We start from the raw sequence: 14,383 nt of genomic DNA on the forward strand, positions 1-14,383 counted from the left end.
TCCGTCGCTGCGGGACCTCTGCCACGCTCCTGGAGTGCCCTCCACCACGATCGACGTCCGCAAACGATGGACCGATGCCGAAGAGATCGCCATCATCGACGCCGTGCACGCTGCACTGGTTGCGGCATTCAGGATTCCCGAGGTCGACAAGCACATTCGGCTCGTCGAGCATGCCCCGCACCGGCTCGCCCATCCGCCGAACCTCGAGCAGCCCGAGCTCATGACGCTCGTCACCGTCGACGCCTTCTCCGGCCGGTCGGTCGAGGCGAAGCGGGCGCTGTATCGCGCCATCGTCGAGAACCTGGAGACGCTCGGCATCCCTGCGGACCACGTCTCCATCACCGTCCGCGACGTCCCTCAGGAGAACTGGGGCATCCGCGGCGGGCAAGCTGCGTGCGACGTCGACCTGGGTTTCTCCGTCAAGGTGTGAGTGATGGACCGTCGCCGGTCGCCGCGCGGCGTCGCACGCGTTCTGGTGGGCGTCGCGACGGGTCAGGTCGTCGGTGCACCGCTACCGTGAACTCGTGCCCTCGCTGCTGCTGCTCAACGGTCCGAACCTGAACCTCCTCGGCACGCGCGAGCCCGAGGTGTACGGGTCCGAGACGTTGGCCGACGTCGTGGCCCTCGTCGAGGCCACCGCGGCGGAGCTGGGCTACTCCGTCGAATCACTGCAGAGCAACCACGAGGGTGTCCTGATCGACGCGATCCACGCGGCGCGATCGACCGCTGCCGGCATCGTCATCAACCCCGGGGGACTGACCCACACGTCGGTCGCGCTGCGCGACGCCCTGACCGGCGTGGCCCTGCCGTTCGCCGAGGTGCACGTGTCGGACGTCCACGCGCGCGAGAGCTTCCGCCACCACTCCTACCTGACCGACGTCGCCTCGGTCGTGGTGGTGGGCGAGGGCGTCGCGGGATACGGGCGGGCCGTGCGCGAGCTCGTCGCCGTGCTCCCGACGGGCTGAGGCGGTCTCAGGCGGCGTCGACGCCCTCGACCGGAGCGAGGTCGGTGCGCGGCTCGCTCTCGACCCGCAGCAGCATCTTGCGGACCGCGCGGTTCATGGCGTGCATGAAGACCGAGTAACCGATCGGGAAGTACCGCTGCGCGTACCAGCCGAAGCGGATGTCGGACGACGTGAACGCCGTGTGCCGGCCCTTCTCGACCCCGCGGATCATGGCCTCGGCGGCCTTCTCCGGACTCACCGCGTGCTTCTCGAAGCCGCTGACGGCCTTGACGACACGGGGGTCGGTGCGGTCGACGCCGACGATGTCGACCGTGCCGACGAGCGGGGTGGCGACGGCGCCCGGGCACACCAGCGTCACCCCGATGTCGTGCGCGGCGAGGTCGAAGCGCAGGACCTCGCTGACGCCCCGCAAACCGAACTTCGCGGCGCTGTAGGGGGCGTGCAGTGGCAGGCCGAACAGGCCGGCAGCCGAGCTCACGTTGACGACGTGGCCACCTCGACCGGCCTCGATCATGGCCGGGACGAATGCATGCATCACGTGGATGGGACCCATGAGGTCGACCTCGACGGTGCGGCGCCAGTGGGCGAGGTCGAGGTCCTGGATGCGACCCCACGTCGAGATGCCCGCGACGTTCATGACGATGTCGACCGCGCCGACCGCGGCGTGGGTGCGGCCCGCGAAGGCGACGACGGCGTCGGCGTCGGTCAGGTCGAGCGCCTCGTGGTGCGCCACGAGGTCACCGTGACCGGCGTCCGTGAGGAGGGCGATCGTGCCGGCGAGACCGTCGGCCTGGATGTCGGTGAGCACCAGGCGGCCACCGCGCTGGGCGACGAGCAGGGCCGTGGCGCGGCCGATGCCGCTGCCGGCACCCGTGACGAGCGTGAGCGCTCCGGTGAACCTGGTCCTGCGCACGTCGCCTCCCGGGCGGGTGATGGGGCTGACAATTAGTTGGACAACCGTATCAGTTTTGACGCGACCGCGGGGTGCGTGTCGCCAGGATCGTGTCGGTCCCGCGCACTAGCGTGACGCCCAGACGTGGGAGGCACGATGGAAAACGCAGGATTCACCAAGAGCGGTGACTCGACGGGCGACAGCCCGGGCCAGCTCCCGTTCTTCACCCGGGCGTTCGCCTCGGTGGCCGAGCGCCGCTGGCACGACGGTCCGCTCGCCGCGCTCGACTTCGAGACCACGGGTGTCGATCCCCTCCACGACCGCGTCGTCAGCTTCGCGCTGCTCACCGACGAGGAGGCGCACGACGGCCTCGTCGACCCGGGCGTCCCCGTGCCGCCGGCCGCCTCCTCGATCCACGGACTCGACGCCGCGGCCCTGCAGGGTGCGCCGTCGTCGGTCGTCGCGATCGCGGTCGTCGCCCGGTGGGTCGATCGCCTGGTCGACCGCGGGGTGCCGCTCGTGGTGTTCAACGCGTCCTACGACCTCACGATGCTCGCGGCCGAGTGCCGGCGCCACGGCATCGTCGAGCCCGACTGGTGGCGGCTCGTGGTCGTCGACCCGTACCTCGTCGACTGGGGCCTGGCGCCCCGCCGCCGCGGGCAGCGTCGTCTCGTCGACGTCGCCGAGCGGCTCGGGGTGCGGCTCGACGCGGCCCACGAGGCCAACGCCGACGCCCGCGCGGCGCTCGAGGTCGCCCGGGTGCAGGCGGCGCGCAACCCGCAGATCGCCGATCTCACGGGTCGTCAGCTCATGACCCAGCAGCAGCGGTGGTTCTCCGCCAAGGCTGAGAGCTGGAACCGGTGGGCCATCGACCACGGCCGGTCGTTGGACGACCCGGCCGGTTGGCCGCTCGCGTCGGCCGTCAGCGACCTGCGCACCGCCTGAGGCCCATTCGACACCGCCCGAGGCGCATTCGACACCGCCTGAGGCGCATTCGGTACCGCCCGAGGCTCACTCGAGGCTGTCGCCGATGCGGGCGACTGCCGCGATGTCGAGCGCGTGGGCCGTCTCGGGATCCGGGGCCGTCCCGCCGCGATCGTGCGGGAGCCACCACCGGTCGTCGTCGCCACGCGGGCTGTCCGGGTAGGCGTCCATCGCCGCGTCGAGCAGCGCCGCCAGGGCGTCCTGCAAGCGGGCCGTCAGCTCCTCGGCCGTTTCTCCCGCGGCCGCTGTCAGTGGCTCCCCGACGCGGATCGTCACGGGGATCCGCCGGCGCAGGCTGCGGTGGCCGTCGACCGTGAGGATCCGGTGCCCGCCCCACGTCACGACGGGCACGATCGGTACGCCGGCCTCGATCGCGAGCGCGGCCACCCCCCGCCGCAGTGGCTTCACGAGCCACGAGCGGCTGATCGTCGCCTCGGGGAAGACGCCCACGACGTCGCCGCGCTCCAGCCACCGGCGGGCGCGCCGGTAGGCCACGGCTCCCGACGTCCGGTCGACCGGGATGTGGCCCATACGTCGCATGCCCCAGCCCACGGGTCCCCGGCCGAACAGGGACCGCTTGGCCATGAACCGCACCAGGCGGGGGGGCGGCCCGGGCGGGGCGCCGGCCGCGGGGGGGGGGGGGGGGGGGGGCGCCCCCCCCCCCCCCCCCCCCCCCCCCTCAGTCTTCGCCGGGACCTTGCGGTCCCAGACCGGCCGAGCCGGTCGCCCCGCCTGCGTAGGGAGACGCCGGCGGTTCCACTTCAGATCTGAGGGAGCAGAGATGAAGAAGCAAGTCATCGCGATTCTCGTCGCGGCTGTGCTGGCCATGCTGGCCGTCGTGGCGCTCGTCGTCTACGCCAACAACGCTGATGATCGTGCCCTCGAGGGCACCGAGACCGTCGAGGTCCTGCAGGCCACGGAGGACATCGCCGTCAAGACACCGGTCTCGGAGATCGCCGACAAGGTCGAGCTCGTCAAGGTGCCCAAGTCGGTCCAGATCCCAGGCGCCCTGACGTCCCTTGACGATCTCGAGAGCCAGGTGACGACGGTCGCGCTCGTGGCCGGTGACCAGCTGTCGGAGGCCAAGTTCGACGCACCGGAGTCAGTCAAGGGGCCGGCTGCGCTGCCCGATGGCATGCAGCAGCTGACCATCCAGGTCGACGGTGCCCGTCTTGTCGGCGGCGCCGTCAAGGCCGGGGATCGCGTCGGCGTGTTCACGTCGTACCAGGCTGGACCGGTCACTTCGAATCCCCTCAATCAGATGCTTGTGCTCAAGGTCGACACCGGGGTGGCTGGATCCGAGACAGCCACAGGAGTGCTCGTGACCCTCGCCGTCACGACCGTCCAGGCCCAGCAGATCGTGCACGCATCTGAGTTCGGCACGGTCTGGTTGACCCTGCAGAACGACACGACCACCAGCGACAGCCCGGGGACGATTGACCTGACGGACGTGGCCCCATGATCGGCATCGTGCTCGTGGTCGGCAGCGACGACGAGGTCGCCGACCGCATCGGGACCGCCATCGGGTATCGGGTCGTCGCGCTGAGTGCGGCGACCGTCGCCTCCCCGAGCGTGAGCCTGCTGCGCGGCATGGACGCGTCCCAGCTGCCGGGGGTCATGGTCTTCACCGATGAGATCCCGGTCGAGCGATCGATCTCGATGGCCGCCGAGGTCCATGCGGTCCGATCGGACGTCGTCATGATCCTGGTGTCGCGCGGTGAGGCGTCGATCTTGATCGAGGCGATGCGCGCCGGCATCCGGGACATCGCGCCGTCACTCGATGACGCCACGTTCCTGGCGAACCTGCGGGCGACGCTCAGCGCGCAAGCCGGCACCGACGCCTCCGGGGTCGTGGCGACCCGTGTCGCGCAGCCCGTCGACTTCACCTCGCGGACCATCACGGTCCTCTCGCCCAAGGGCGGTGTGGGCAAGACCAATATCTCGGTCAACCTCGCGGTCGCCTTGGCCGAGCAGTCGCCCATGGACGTCGTGCTGGTGGATCTCGACCTGATGTTCGGCGATGTCTCGACCGTGCTCGATCTGCGACCGACCCACACCCTCGAGGACGCCTTCAAGGCCGGTGGGCGCGACAGTCTGTTGCTCAAGACCTTCTTGACGGTCCACGACCAGGGTTTCTACGTGCTGTGCGGCGCGGAGTCGCCCGCTGCGAACGACAATGTCTCGGGCCCGGACGTGGCCGAGCTGATTCGTCAGCTGCAGTCGCAGTTCCGGTACGTGGTCGTCGACACTGCGGCAGGACTGGACGACGCAACCTTGGCCGCTCTTGAGGTGAGCCATGACGCGATCGTCGTGACGACGATGGACATGGCCTGTCTGCGCAGCGTGCGCAAGGCCGTGGAGCTGCTCGGTGAGCTGGCGCTGCTGCCGGCCTCGAAGTACGTGGCTGTCAATTTCGCTGACAAGCAATCTGGGCTGCGCATCAAGGACGTCGAGGCGGTCATCGGCCTGCCGGCCGACATCGTGCTGCCGCGTATGCCGGAGGTGCAGGCCGCAGCCAATCGTGGAGTGCCCGCGTTGACGGTCATGAAGAATGGTCCGTTCGTGAAGTCGATCCGCCACCTCGCGAAGCGGATCTTCGACCGCGCTCGTGAGATGGAGTCCAAGCCCGGACACAAGCGGCTGGAGGTGGCCTGATGGCCCTCAGTGATCGCCTGGCCAATGCCCGCGAGATCAGCGCGGCACGTCTCGAGGCCGTGGACGTCGAGGACGCGCCGGACGTCGACGGATCGATCGCCGCGATGTCGGCTGCCAACGAGGCCTTCGCCGAGATCAAGGTGCGGACCTCGGGCATCTTGTTCGAGCGGCTGGGATCGCGAGTCAATGATTCCTCGTTGACCGAGGAACAGCTGCACGAGATCGTGCGCGACGAGCTGACCGAGATCATCGAGGAGGACCAGCAGCTGCTCTCGCCGGACGAGCGCCGCCGGCTGGTGCGCGACGTCGAGAACGACGCTCTCGGCCTCGGTCCGCTCGAGCGGTTGCTCAACGACGACAGCATCACCGAGATCATGGCCAACCGCTTCGACCAGGTCTACGTCGAGCGCAATGGCAAGCTCACGCTCTCGTCGTCGCGGTTCACCTCAGAGGACCATCTTCGTCGGGTCATCGAGCGGATCGTTTCGCGCATCGGTCGGCGTGTCGACGAGTCGTCCCCCTTGGTCGACGCGCGCCTGGCCGATGGATCACGCGTCAACGCGGTGATCCCGCCGTTGTCGGTCGACGGGTCTTCCCTGACGATCCGTAAGTTCTCGAAGACGCCCCTGCAGGTCAGCGACCTGGTGCGCTTCGGCAGCATGACCGAGCAGATGGCCAGCCTGCTCGAAGCGTGCGTGCTGGCGAAGCTCAACATCCTGGTGAGCGGCGGTACGGGCACCGGCAAGACGACGCTGCTCAACGTGTTGTCATGCTTCATCCCGCCGGGCGAGCGCATCGTGACGATCGAGGACGCGGTGGAGCTCAACCTCCAGCAGCCGCACGTGGTGCGGCTCGAGAGTCGCCCCCCGAACATCGAGGGTGCGGGTGAGGTCAAGATCCGCGATCTCGTGCGCAATTCGCTGCGGATGCGACCCGATCGCATCGTGGTGGGCGAGGTGCGCGGCGGTGAGGCCCTCGACATGCTGCAGGCCATGAACACGGGCCACGACGGCTCGCTCTCGACGCTGCACGCCAACAGCCCTCGCGACGCGATGGCGAGGCTGGAGACGCTCGTGCTGATGGCTGGGATGGACCTGCCGCTGCGGGCGATTCGCGAGCAGGGCGCCTCGGCAGTCGACCTGATCGTGCAGATCGGCCGGCTTCGCGACGGCAGCCGCCGCATCACCCACGTCACCGAGGTTCTGGGGATGGAGGGCGACACGGTGGTGCTGCAGGACATCTTCACCTTCAACTTTGCCGCCGGTGTCGACGAGCACGGAAAGTTCCTGGGGCAGGCGAAGCCCACCGGCGTCCGCCCTCGGTTCAGTGAGCGGTTCGTCGACGAGGGCATTCATTTCGATCTGGCGAATCTCGCGGACAACGGGGGGTGGTGAGCATGCTGATCTTCATGGCCTGTCTGCTGATCGTCGGGGCACTGACGTCGTTCTGGGTCGCTGTGGCCGGTGCGCCGGTCCGGCGGGTCGATCGTCAACGCGTCGCGGCCTACGCCGTGGTCGAGCAGCCCACGATGCTGAACCGGATGGCGACAGCGGTCGAGACCAAGGTCGACACCGCAGTCAAGAGAAGCAACGGACGGCTGTTCACCGCTGAGGAGCTGGCCCTGGCCGGGATCGCGATGCCGGTCTCGAACCTCGTGATCCTCATGGGCTGCGGCGCGCTGGTGACGATCGCAGCCGGCTTGGTCCTGTTGAAGAGCCTTGTGGTGGGGCTGCTGCTTGCCGTCGCCGTCCCGATTGCGACCAAGCTCGCCGTGCGGTGGCGCACGGGGCGGCTTCGGCGCCGGTTCTCCGATCAGCTGCCGGGGACGCTCCAGATGATCGCGGCCTCGCTGCGCGCCGGTCACAGCTTCCCGCGTGCACTCGACGCGGTCGCGAAGGAGGCAGACGCCCCCATGCGCCCTGAGCTGGCCCGGGTCGTCAACGAGACGCGAGTGGGGCGTGACCTGCTCGTGTCACTCGACGAGGTGGCGATGCGCATGGAGAGCGAGGACTTCCGCTGGGTCGGGGCAGCGATCGGCGCTCAGCGGGAGACCGGAGGCAACCTCAACGAGATCCTCGACCAGGTGGCGGCGACGATCCGCGACCGACAGCACATCCGGATGCAAGTCACGTCCCTGTCGGCCGAGGGACGGCTCTCCGCCATCATCCTCATGGTGCTGCCCGTCCTGATCGGCGGCTACTACGCACTGGTGGCGGGGGAGCAGATGGCGGTGTTCATCGACTCCGGTATCGGCAAGGGTCTGCTCGCAGGAAGTCTCGTGGCCTACGTCCTGGGCGGTTTCTGGATGAGGTCCATCGTCCGGATCGAATTCTGAGGAGGGAATGTCGTGATTCTGATCGCTGCAGTCCTGTTGCTCGGCTCGCTCTCGGCGCTTGCCGTGGGGCTGGGAGTCGTCGCGACCGCCGACGGCGCTGTGCAGCGCCGTGCTCGTGAGCTCGCCGTCCGCGACGAACCGAGTCCCGGCGGCAAGCGGGTCATGGCGGTCAACCGCCTGCCGCGCGGCTGGCTCGCCAGCCTGACGCCCCCAACGCTGCTCGACAAGGTCGAGCGCAACCTCGTGCTCGCGGGCCGGCCCGATTCGTGGTCCCTCGACAAGGTCGTGTTGTACAAGCCGATCGGTCTCGCGTTCGGGGTGTTCTTCCTCTTGACCATGCTGTCGAACGGAGGTCTGGCCCTTGTGCTCGTCGGTGTCGTCATGGTGCCGCTGGGGTACTTCGTGCCCGATCTGTTGGTACACAACATGGCCACCAAGCGACAGCTGCTGATTCAGAAGGAGCTTCCGGACCTCCTCGACCAGATCGTGATCTCGATCGAGGCCGGTGTGGGCTTCGAGCAGGCCCTGGCTCGGGCCGCCGAGCGGAACACGGGGCCCCTTGCTGACGAGATCCTGCGACTCACGCAGGACATGACGGTCGGGTTGGCTCGCCGAGAGGCCTACAACGCCTTGGCCGACCGCACGACGGTCGACGATCTTCGCAACTTCTGCCGGGCCGTGGTGCAGGCGGAGGAGTACGGAATCTCGATCGCGTCGGTCGTCCGGAGCCAGGCGGTCGAGCTGCGGCACGCCCGCAAGATGCGGGCCGAGGCCGCGGCCCAGAAGGTGCCCGTCAAGATCCTCATCCCACTGATGCTCTGCGTCCTGCCGGTGCTGTTCATCATCGTGCTGGGCCCAGCTATCGTCTCCGCCTACGCGCGGAGCTGAAGACCCGCTCCCTCGGGGGCACAGCCCGGGCCCATCCCGTGAGGGAGGTGGGTCCGGGTCTGTGTCGTTCAGGCGCGTTGCGGAGGGGTGGTGGCTTCGAGGCTCAGGCGCCAGAGCGCCTTCGCACCTCAACCACCGGGTGGGACGTGGTTGACAGATCACACACACTTGTCAAGTTGCTTGACATGTCATACCTTGGTGTCAAGCGAGCCGAGGAGTTCAACATGACGGTGTCAGCCGTGGTCGACGGTCAGAAGATCGAGTGGACCGACAAGAAGCGTTACCTCTGGATCATGGGGGCGGTCATCCCGCTCATCCCGATGATGATCTGGGGGCTCGTCGCCGCCACCGAGTGGCACGTCTGGTGGTACTTCGGCCCGTTCTTCGTGTTCGTGCTGATCCCGCTGTTCGACCTCGTGGCTGGCCTCGACCCGAACAACCCGCCGGACGAGCTCATCGAGGCGCTCGAGGAGGATCGCTACTACCGCTGGGTGACGTTCGCGTTCATCCCGCTGCAGATCGCCGGCTTCCTGTGGGGCTGCTTCCTGCTCGGCAACGGCACGCTCTTCGGGTGGGACCCGTTCGCGGCCTCCGTGCTGCCGGGCATCGCCGAGAACCTCACCTGGTACGACAAGGTGGGCCTGGCCACGGGCATGGGCATGGTGGCCGGCATCGGCATCAACACGGCCCACGAGCTCGGCCACAAGAAGGAGGAGCTCGAGCGCTGGTTCGCCCGCGTCGCCCTCGCGCAGACCGCCTACGGCCACTTCTACATCGAGCACAACCGCGGACACCACGTCCGCGTCGCCACCCCCGAGGACCCGGCGTCGAGCCGCATGGGCGAGACGGTCTGGGAGTTCATGCCCCGCACCGTGCTCGGCAGCCTGCGCAGCGCGTGGGGGCTCGAGAAGAAGCGGTTCGCGCGCCTGAAGAAGTCCCCCTACAGCCTCAAGAACGACCTCATCAACGCCTGGATGTTCACCGTCCTGCTCTGGGGCTTCGCGATGGCCGCGTTCGGCTGGCAGATCTTCCCCTTTCTGCTGATCCAGGCGGTGCTCGGCATCTGGCTGCTCGAGAGCGTCAACTACCTCGAGCACTACGGCATGAAGCGCGCTAAGCTCGAGTCCGGCCGCTACGAGCGGGTCAACCCGTCGCACTCGTGGAACAGCAACAACATCGGCACCAACGTGCTGCTCTACCACCTGCAGCGTCACAGCGACCACCACGCCAACCCCACACGCCGCTACCAGGCCCTGCGCGACTTCAAGGCGGCCCCGGTGCTGCCCACGGGCTACGCCGGCATGATCGTCGCCACCTGGGTCCCGCAGATCTGGCGCAAGGTCATGGACGAGCGCGTGCTCGGGCACTACGACGGCGACATCACGCAGGCCAACGTGCACCCGCGGATGAAGCAGAAGTACTACGCCCGGTTCGGCGCCACTCCGCCGCAGGAGGCTCCCGAGGAGGTGACGGTCTGACATGGCGAAGTTCATCTGCCCCAACTGCGAGTTCGTCTACGACGAGTCCATGGGCATCCCCCGCGAGGGCTGGCCCGCCGGCACCCCGTTCGTCGAGGTCGACGAGGATTGGACCTGCCCGGACTGCGGGGTGCGCGAGCAGGTCGACTTCTTGCCGATCGAGGAGTTCGTGCGCAACGACCAGGACGGCAACGTCATCAGCCAGGAGACCCGCGAGCAGGCGCTCGCCCGTCAGCGGGCCGAGCTGGAGCGGCAGAAGGAAGAGGAGCAGGCGTGAAGATCTGGGAGTGCCAGCAGTGCGGATTCGTCTACGACGAGGCCCAGGGCTGGGAGGAGGAAGGTTTCCCGCCCGGGACGAAGTGGGAGGACATCCCCGACGACTGGACGTGCCCCGACTGTGGCGCCGCGAAGGTCGACTTCGCGATGTCCCAGGTCGGCTGATGCGCGACCGGGCGCCGGGTACGGTCACGGCATGACCGTCGCGACGTTCCGGGCCTCCGTGCAGGGTCAGCTGCGGGAACGGCTGCTCGACTCCGCGCAGGCGCAGATCGACAAGCGCGGTTGGTCGTCGGTCACGATGTCGCGCATCGCCGACGAGGTGGGCGTCAGCCGGCAGACGGTCCACAACGAGCTCGGCACCAAGCGCCAGCTCGCCGAGCACCTGGCGATGCGTGAGCTCGCCCGGTTCCTCGACGTCGTGCAGGCCCGCATGGCCGGTCAGGCCGATGTCGTCGACGCCGTCGTGGCCGCGTGCCAGGGCGTGTTGGAGCTGGGGGAGCGCAGTCTCCTGGTCCGCACCATCGTCGGGTCGGTGCCGGGTGAGCACGATGCCGATCTGCTCGCGATCCTCACGGTCGAGTCCGGCGAGATCATCGAGACCGCCGGAGCTGCGGTCAAGCAGTGCATCATCGACGGTGCCTTCGACCTCCCGCTCACCGACGCGGAGGTCGACGTCGCGGTCGAGACCGTCGTCCGCCTCGTGCTCTCGGCGATCACCCGGCCCTCGAAGCCCCCGGCCGAGGCGGCCGCTGACATCGGGTGGATCCTCGGGCTCGCCCTCAAGGGTGCTCGGGGCTGAATCAGTCGGGTCTGCTCAGTGGGCGAGCTTGAGGCCCACGACGCAGGCCACGATGCCGAGCAGCAGCAGGATCTTCACGATCGACACGGTCTCGTCGCCGCTGGCCATCGCGTAGCCGGCGGTCAGGGCCGCGCCGATGCCGACCCAGACGGCGTAGGCCGTGCCGACCGGCAGCGTGCGCATGGCCCACGCCAGGCCGGCCATGCTGGCGACGAGCGCCGTGGCGAACACGACGCTGGGCGCGAGGCGGGTGAACCCCTCCGAGCGGCCGAGGGCGGTGGCCCACACGGCTTCGAGCACTCCGGAGACGATCAGGACGATCCAGGGCATGGCGACGCTCCTTCGAGCATCGTCTTGTCGCTGGCCGGGTACGACGCGCCTCGTCCGGGTGCCCGTGCGGGCTCCTGCGACGCTAGCAAACGGGGCCGGCGGCGCTCAGATCCACGAGCGGAACCACATGCGGGCCTCCCACGCGGACCGGGGCATGGTCTCGCCGGTCAGGATCGGGTGGAACCACCAGAACAGGCCCACCGTCACGACGACGTAGGCCAGCACCCCGCCCACGAGCACACGGCGGGCGAGCGGACCGGCGGTGTCCCACACGTCACGCAGCACGAGGCAGATCGCCGCGATGATGAAGGGCAGCATCGTGACGGCGTAGAACGAGAAGATCGGGCGGTCGTCGAAACGGAACCACGGCAACCACAACGCCGCGATCATCGCCAGGAGCAGGCCGTGCTTCCAGGAGCGTTCCCAGACCCACATCGCGGCACTCGCCACGACGGCCGCTGATCCGAGCCACCAGACGAGCGGGTTGCCGAGCAGCGTGATGACGCGGATGCACGAGTCGCCGCGGCCCGCGCCGCACATGGCGGCCGGCAGGTCGTTCTGCGCGTCGACCGCGACGGGGCGGCTGAGGATCGTCCATCCCCAGGCGTCCGACTGGTACGGGTGGGTCTGCTCGGACAGGTACTCGCCGGTGTGGAACTGGTAGTCGAGCAGGTGGAACTGCCACAGCTGGCTGAACCGGTTGCCGTCGCCGAGGTCGAAGCGTGCGGCGTAGACCTCGTGGTGGACCAGCCAACCGGTCCACGTGGCCACGTAGACGACGAGGGCCACGAGGACGAGCGAGACGAACGCGGGGCCGGCCACGAACAGCAGGGCCCGCCCCCACCAGGCGGCTCGGGGGGCCTCGGGGTCGCGCAGGGGCGAGCGCCACCGGAGCAGGAGCTCCCAGCCGACCACGAGGAGACCGGCCACCGCGAGCGGGAACAGGCCGCTCCACTTCGTGGCGATCGCCATCCCGCAGCACACGCCCGCCAGCAGCTGCCACGGCCGCAGGGGTCGCCAGCGCAGGCTCGTCTCGAGGTGGTGGGCGATCCGGTCGCGGTCGGCGACGAGGCAGGCGACGGCCGACACGATCCAGAAGGTCAGGAACCCGTCGAGCAGGGCCAGCCGCGACATCACGAAGTGCAGGCCGTCGACGCAGAGCAGCAGACCGGCGAGGCAACCGAGCCACGTCGAGCCGGTCAGGCGGCGGACGAGTCGGGCCAGCACGAGCACCGTGAGAGCGCCGACGACGACCGCGCTGATGCGCCAGCCGAACCCGTCGAGGCCGAAGATGTGCTCGCCGAGGGCGATCATCCACTTGCCGCCCTCGGGGTGGGCCACCTGCGTCGGGAGATCGGTGAAGAGTCGGGTCGTCTCGCCGTCCGCGATCCTGGCGTTGGCGCCGTCGGTGGCGTCGCGCGCGTACCCGACCTCGAGCATCGACCACGCGTGCTTGGCGTAGTACGTCTCGTCGAACAGCAGGCGGTTGGGCGAGCCCACGTGCCAGACGCGCGTGACGAAGGCGAGCAGCGCCACCCCGAGCGGCCCGATCCACCCCCACACGCGTTCGTCGACCCGTCGCACCCGATCACCCTAGCGACGCCCCCCGCCCAGGGGCGGTGAGTGTTCCACGCTCGGACAGGGGGGCGGTGAGTGTTCCCCCGCCCCAGGTTTGAGGTGGGGGAACACTCACCGCCCGGGCCGCGTGGGTGGAACACTCACCGCCCGAAGGCGCCATCCACAGGTTCGCGCCTTCCACCGGCTGTGGTGCAGCTCTTCGATTCCGCGGTCGACGTCACCAGCGTGTGACTCATGCATCGACCCACGCGCGTCCCCGACCACTTGACTCACCGGGCCTTCCACCGCCGGGAGGCTCGCGCAGCAGGATTGACCGACCGGATGCTCGACCACCCGAGGTTCGTCCGCGTCCACCCGTGCGTCTTCCGCCTGGCGTCGACCGAGCTCGACCGCGCGGGTCTGATCGCCGCGGCCCGGCTCGCCGTCCCCGAGGACGCGGTGCTCAGTCACACGACCCGGCTCGAGGTCGCGGGGGTCGACGTCGGGGACCCCGTGATCCACTTCACGATCGGTCGAGAGCTCCATCTCGCGTACGTCGGCGTGATGCTGCACCGCACCGTGAAGCTGCCCCCGTGCGACAAGACCGGCGTCACGCTTTCGGCGGCTTGGGTCCAGTCGGCTTCGGTGCTGCCTCCGATCTGGGCCATCGCTGCCGCCGACCAGCTGCTCGCCACGAAGCTCGTCACGGCGGCGGCCCTCACCGAGTCGGCCGCCCTCGATCCGTGGAGACCGGGGGCTGAGATGGTCGAGCACGTGCTGCCGTGGGTGGACGCCCGATCGGCCTCGTTCCCGGAAAGTCGCACGCGCGTGTTCCTCCGGGCGGCCGGTCTCGAGGCGCCAGAGGTGAACGCACCGATCACCGACGGGCCCGACCTCCTGGCCATCGGGGACCTCGTGTTTCGCCACTGGCGCCTGGTCGTGGAGTACGAGGGTCGTCAGCACGCGTTCGACGCACGGCAGTTCGAGTGGGACATCGAGCGGTACCGGCGACTCCGTGAGGCCGGATGGAGCTACCTGCGGCTCACGGCCCGTGACCTGGCCAACCCGCGGCGCTTGGCGCGCCTGGTCCACCGCGCCTTGGTGGCGCAGGGTTACGACGGCCCGGCGCCCGACTTCGGGACGGTCTGGGCGTGGACGACGAGCAGCCCGCGGCTCCGTGTGCCGGATCGGATCCGCTGAGCGACCGGCTGGTGTTTTCCT

17 protein-coding genes and 1 riboswitch are annotated in these 14,383 nt (G+C 69.1%); of the genes, 13 read left to right on the forward strand and 4 right to left on the reverse strand.

The features are described from left to right. Positions 1-34: 34 nt before the first annotated feature. Positions 35-430, forward strand: coding sequence for a tautomerase family protein (locus tag V6S66_RS03315; protein ID WP_334205340.1), 396 nt, complete (start codon positions 35-37; stop codon positions 428-430). A gap of 94 nt (positions 431-524) precedes the next feature. Then, positions 525-965 (forward strand): type II 3-dehydroquinate dehydratase, encoded by a 441-nt coding sequence (gene aroQ / locus V6S66_RS03320; protein ID WP_334205341.1) that lies wholly within the window; start codon positions 525-527, stop codon positions 963-965. Between the two features lie 7 nt (positions 966-972). Here the strand turns inward: aroQ and V6S66_RS03325 are convergent, their stop codons facing one another. Further along, positions 973-1,878: an SDR family oxidoreductase gene (locus tag V6S66_RS03325; protein WP_334205342.1), complete on the reverse strand. Its 906-nt coding sequence runs from the start codon at positions 1,876-1,878 to the stop codon at positions 973-975. 135 nt (positions 1,879-2,013) lie between these two features. On the opposite strand from V6S66_RS03325, the gene V6S66_RS03330 reads away from it, so the two are divergent. Then, complete coding sequence (locus tag V6S66_RS03330; RefSeq protein ID WP_334205343.1) at positions 2,014-2,802, forward strand: exonuclease domain-containing protein; 789 nt, start codon at positions 2,014-2,016, stop codon at positions 2,800-2,802. 66 nt (positions 2,803-2,868) lie between these two features. Here V6S66_RS03330 and V6S66_RS03335 read toward each other — a convergent pair whose 3' ends face one another. Next, complete coding sequence (locus V6S66_RS03335) at positions 2,869-3,669, reverse strand: lysophospholipid acyltransferase family protein (protein WP_334205344.1); 801 nt, start codon at positions 3,667-3,669, stop codon at positions 2,869-2,871. On the opposite strand from V6S66_RS03335, the gene cpaB reads away from it, so the two are divergent. The 9 genes from cpaB (at position 3,623) to V6S66_RS03380 (ending at position 11,275) form a co-directional block, all read left to right on the forward strand. Next, entirely contained in the window at positions 3,623-4,303 is a 681-nt protein-coding gene (cpaB, locus tag V6S66_RS03340; RefSeq protein WP_334205345.1) for a Flp pilus assembly protein CpaB, read from the forward strand. The genes V6S66_RS03335 and cpaB overlap by 47 nt on opposite strands. Further along, a complete protein-coding gene (locus V6S66_RS03345; RefSeq protein WP_334205346.1) occupies positions 4,300-5,496 on the forward strand; it encodes an AAA family ATPase in 1,197 nt (398 codons plus the stop codon). The genes cpaB and V6S66_RS03345 overlap by 4 nt, the downstream gene beginning before the upstream one ends. After that, positions 5,496-6,890 carry a CpaF family protein gene (locus tag V6S66_RS03350; protein ID WP_334205347.1) on the forward strand — a complete coding sequence of 465 codons (1,395 nt, stop codon included), beginning with the start codon at positions 5,496-5,498 and terminating at the stop codon, positions 6,888-6,890. The genes V6S66_RS03345 and V6S66_RS03350 overlap by 1 nt, the downstream gene beginning before the upstream one ends. A gap of 2 nt (positions 6,891-6,892) precedes the next feature. Next, positions 6,893-7,831, forward strand: coding sequence for a type II secretion system F family protein (locus tag V6S66_RS03355; RefSeq protein WP_334205348.1), 939 nt, complete (start codon positions 6,893-6,895; stop codon positions 7,829-7,831). 12 nt (positions 7,832-7,843) lie between these two features. Next, positions 7,844-8,719 (forward strand): type II secretion system F family protein, encoded by an 876-nt coding sequence (locus V6S66_RS03360; protein WP_334205349.1) that lies wholly within the window; start codon positions 7,844-7,846, stop codon positions 8,717-8,719. Between the two features lie 185 nt (positions 8,720-8,904). Beyond that, positions 8,905-10,197 (forward strand): alkane 1-monooxygenase, encoded by a 1,293-nt coding sequence (locus V6S66_RS03365; RefSeq protein WP_334205350.1) that lies wholly within the window; start codon positions 8,905-8,907, stop codon positions 10,195-10,197. Position 10,198: 1 nt separating this feature from the next. Beyond that, positions 10,199-10,474, forward strand: a complete 276-nt coding sequence (locus tag V6S66_RS03370; RefSeq protein ID WP_334205351.1) for a rubredoxin — start codon at positions 10,199-10,201, stop codon at positions 10,472-10,474. After that, on the forward strand, positions 10,471-10,638 hold the full coding sequence (locus V6S66_RS03375; protein WP_334205352.1) for a rubredoxin: 168 nt from the start codon (positions 10,471-10,473) through the stop codon (positions 10,636-10,638). The genes V6S66_RS03370 and V6S66_RS03375 overlap by 4 nt, the downstream gene beginning before the upstream one ends. A 31-nt stretch (positions 10,639-10,669) precedes the next feature. Continuing rightward, a complete protein-coding gene (locus V6S66_RS03380) occupies positions 10,670-11,275 on the forward strand; it encodes a TetR family transcriptional regulator (protein WP_334205353.1) in 606 nt (201 codons plus the stop codon). Positions 11,276-11,290: 15 nt separating this feature from the next. Here V6S66_RS03380 and V6S66_RS03385 read toward each other — a convergent pair whose 3' ends face one another. Further along, positions 11,291-11,605 (reverse strand): DMT family transporter, encoded by a 315-nt coding sequence (locus tag V6S66_RS03385; protein WP_334205354.1) that lies wholly within the window; start codon positions 11,603-11,605, stop codon positions 11,291-11,293. 13 nt (positions 11,606-11,618) lie between these two features. Further along, a riboswitch (guanidine-III (ykkC-III) riboswitch) is annotated at positions 11,619-11,682 on the reverse strand. A 28-nt stretch (positions 11,683-11,710) separates the two neighbouring features. Further along, positions 11,711-13,189: a dolichyl-phosphate-mannose--protein mannosyltransferase gene (locus tag V6S66_RS03390; protein WP_334205355.1), complete on the reverse strand. Its 1,479-nt coding sequence runs from the start codon at positions 13,187-13,189 to the stop codon at positions 11,711-11,713. 228 nt (positions 13,190-13,417) lie between these two features. Between V6S66_RS03390 and V6S66_RS03395 the strand changes: the two genes are divergently transcribed. Next, positions 13,418-14,362 carry a hypothetical protein gene (locus V6S66_RS03395; protein WP_334205356.1) on the forward strand — a complete coding sequence of 315 codons (945 nt, stop codon included), beginning with the start codon at positions 13,418-13,420 and terminating at the stop codon, positions 14,360-14,362. Positions 14,363-14,383: the final 21 nt, after the last annotated feature.

Source organism: Aeromicrobium sp. Sec7.5 (assembly GCF_036867135.1).
Taxonomy (GTDB): domain Bacteria; phylum Actinomycetota; class Actinomycetes; order Propionibacteriales; family Nocardioidaceae; genus Aeromicrobium.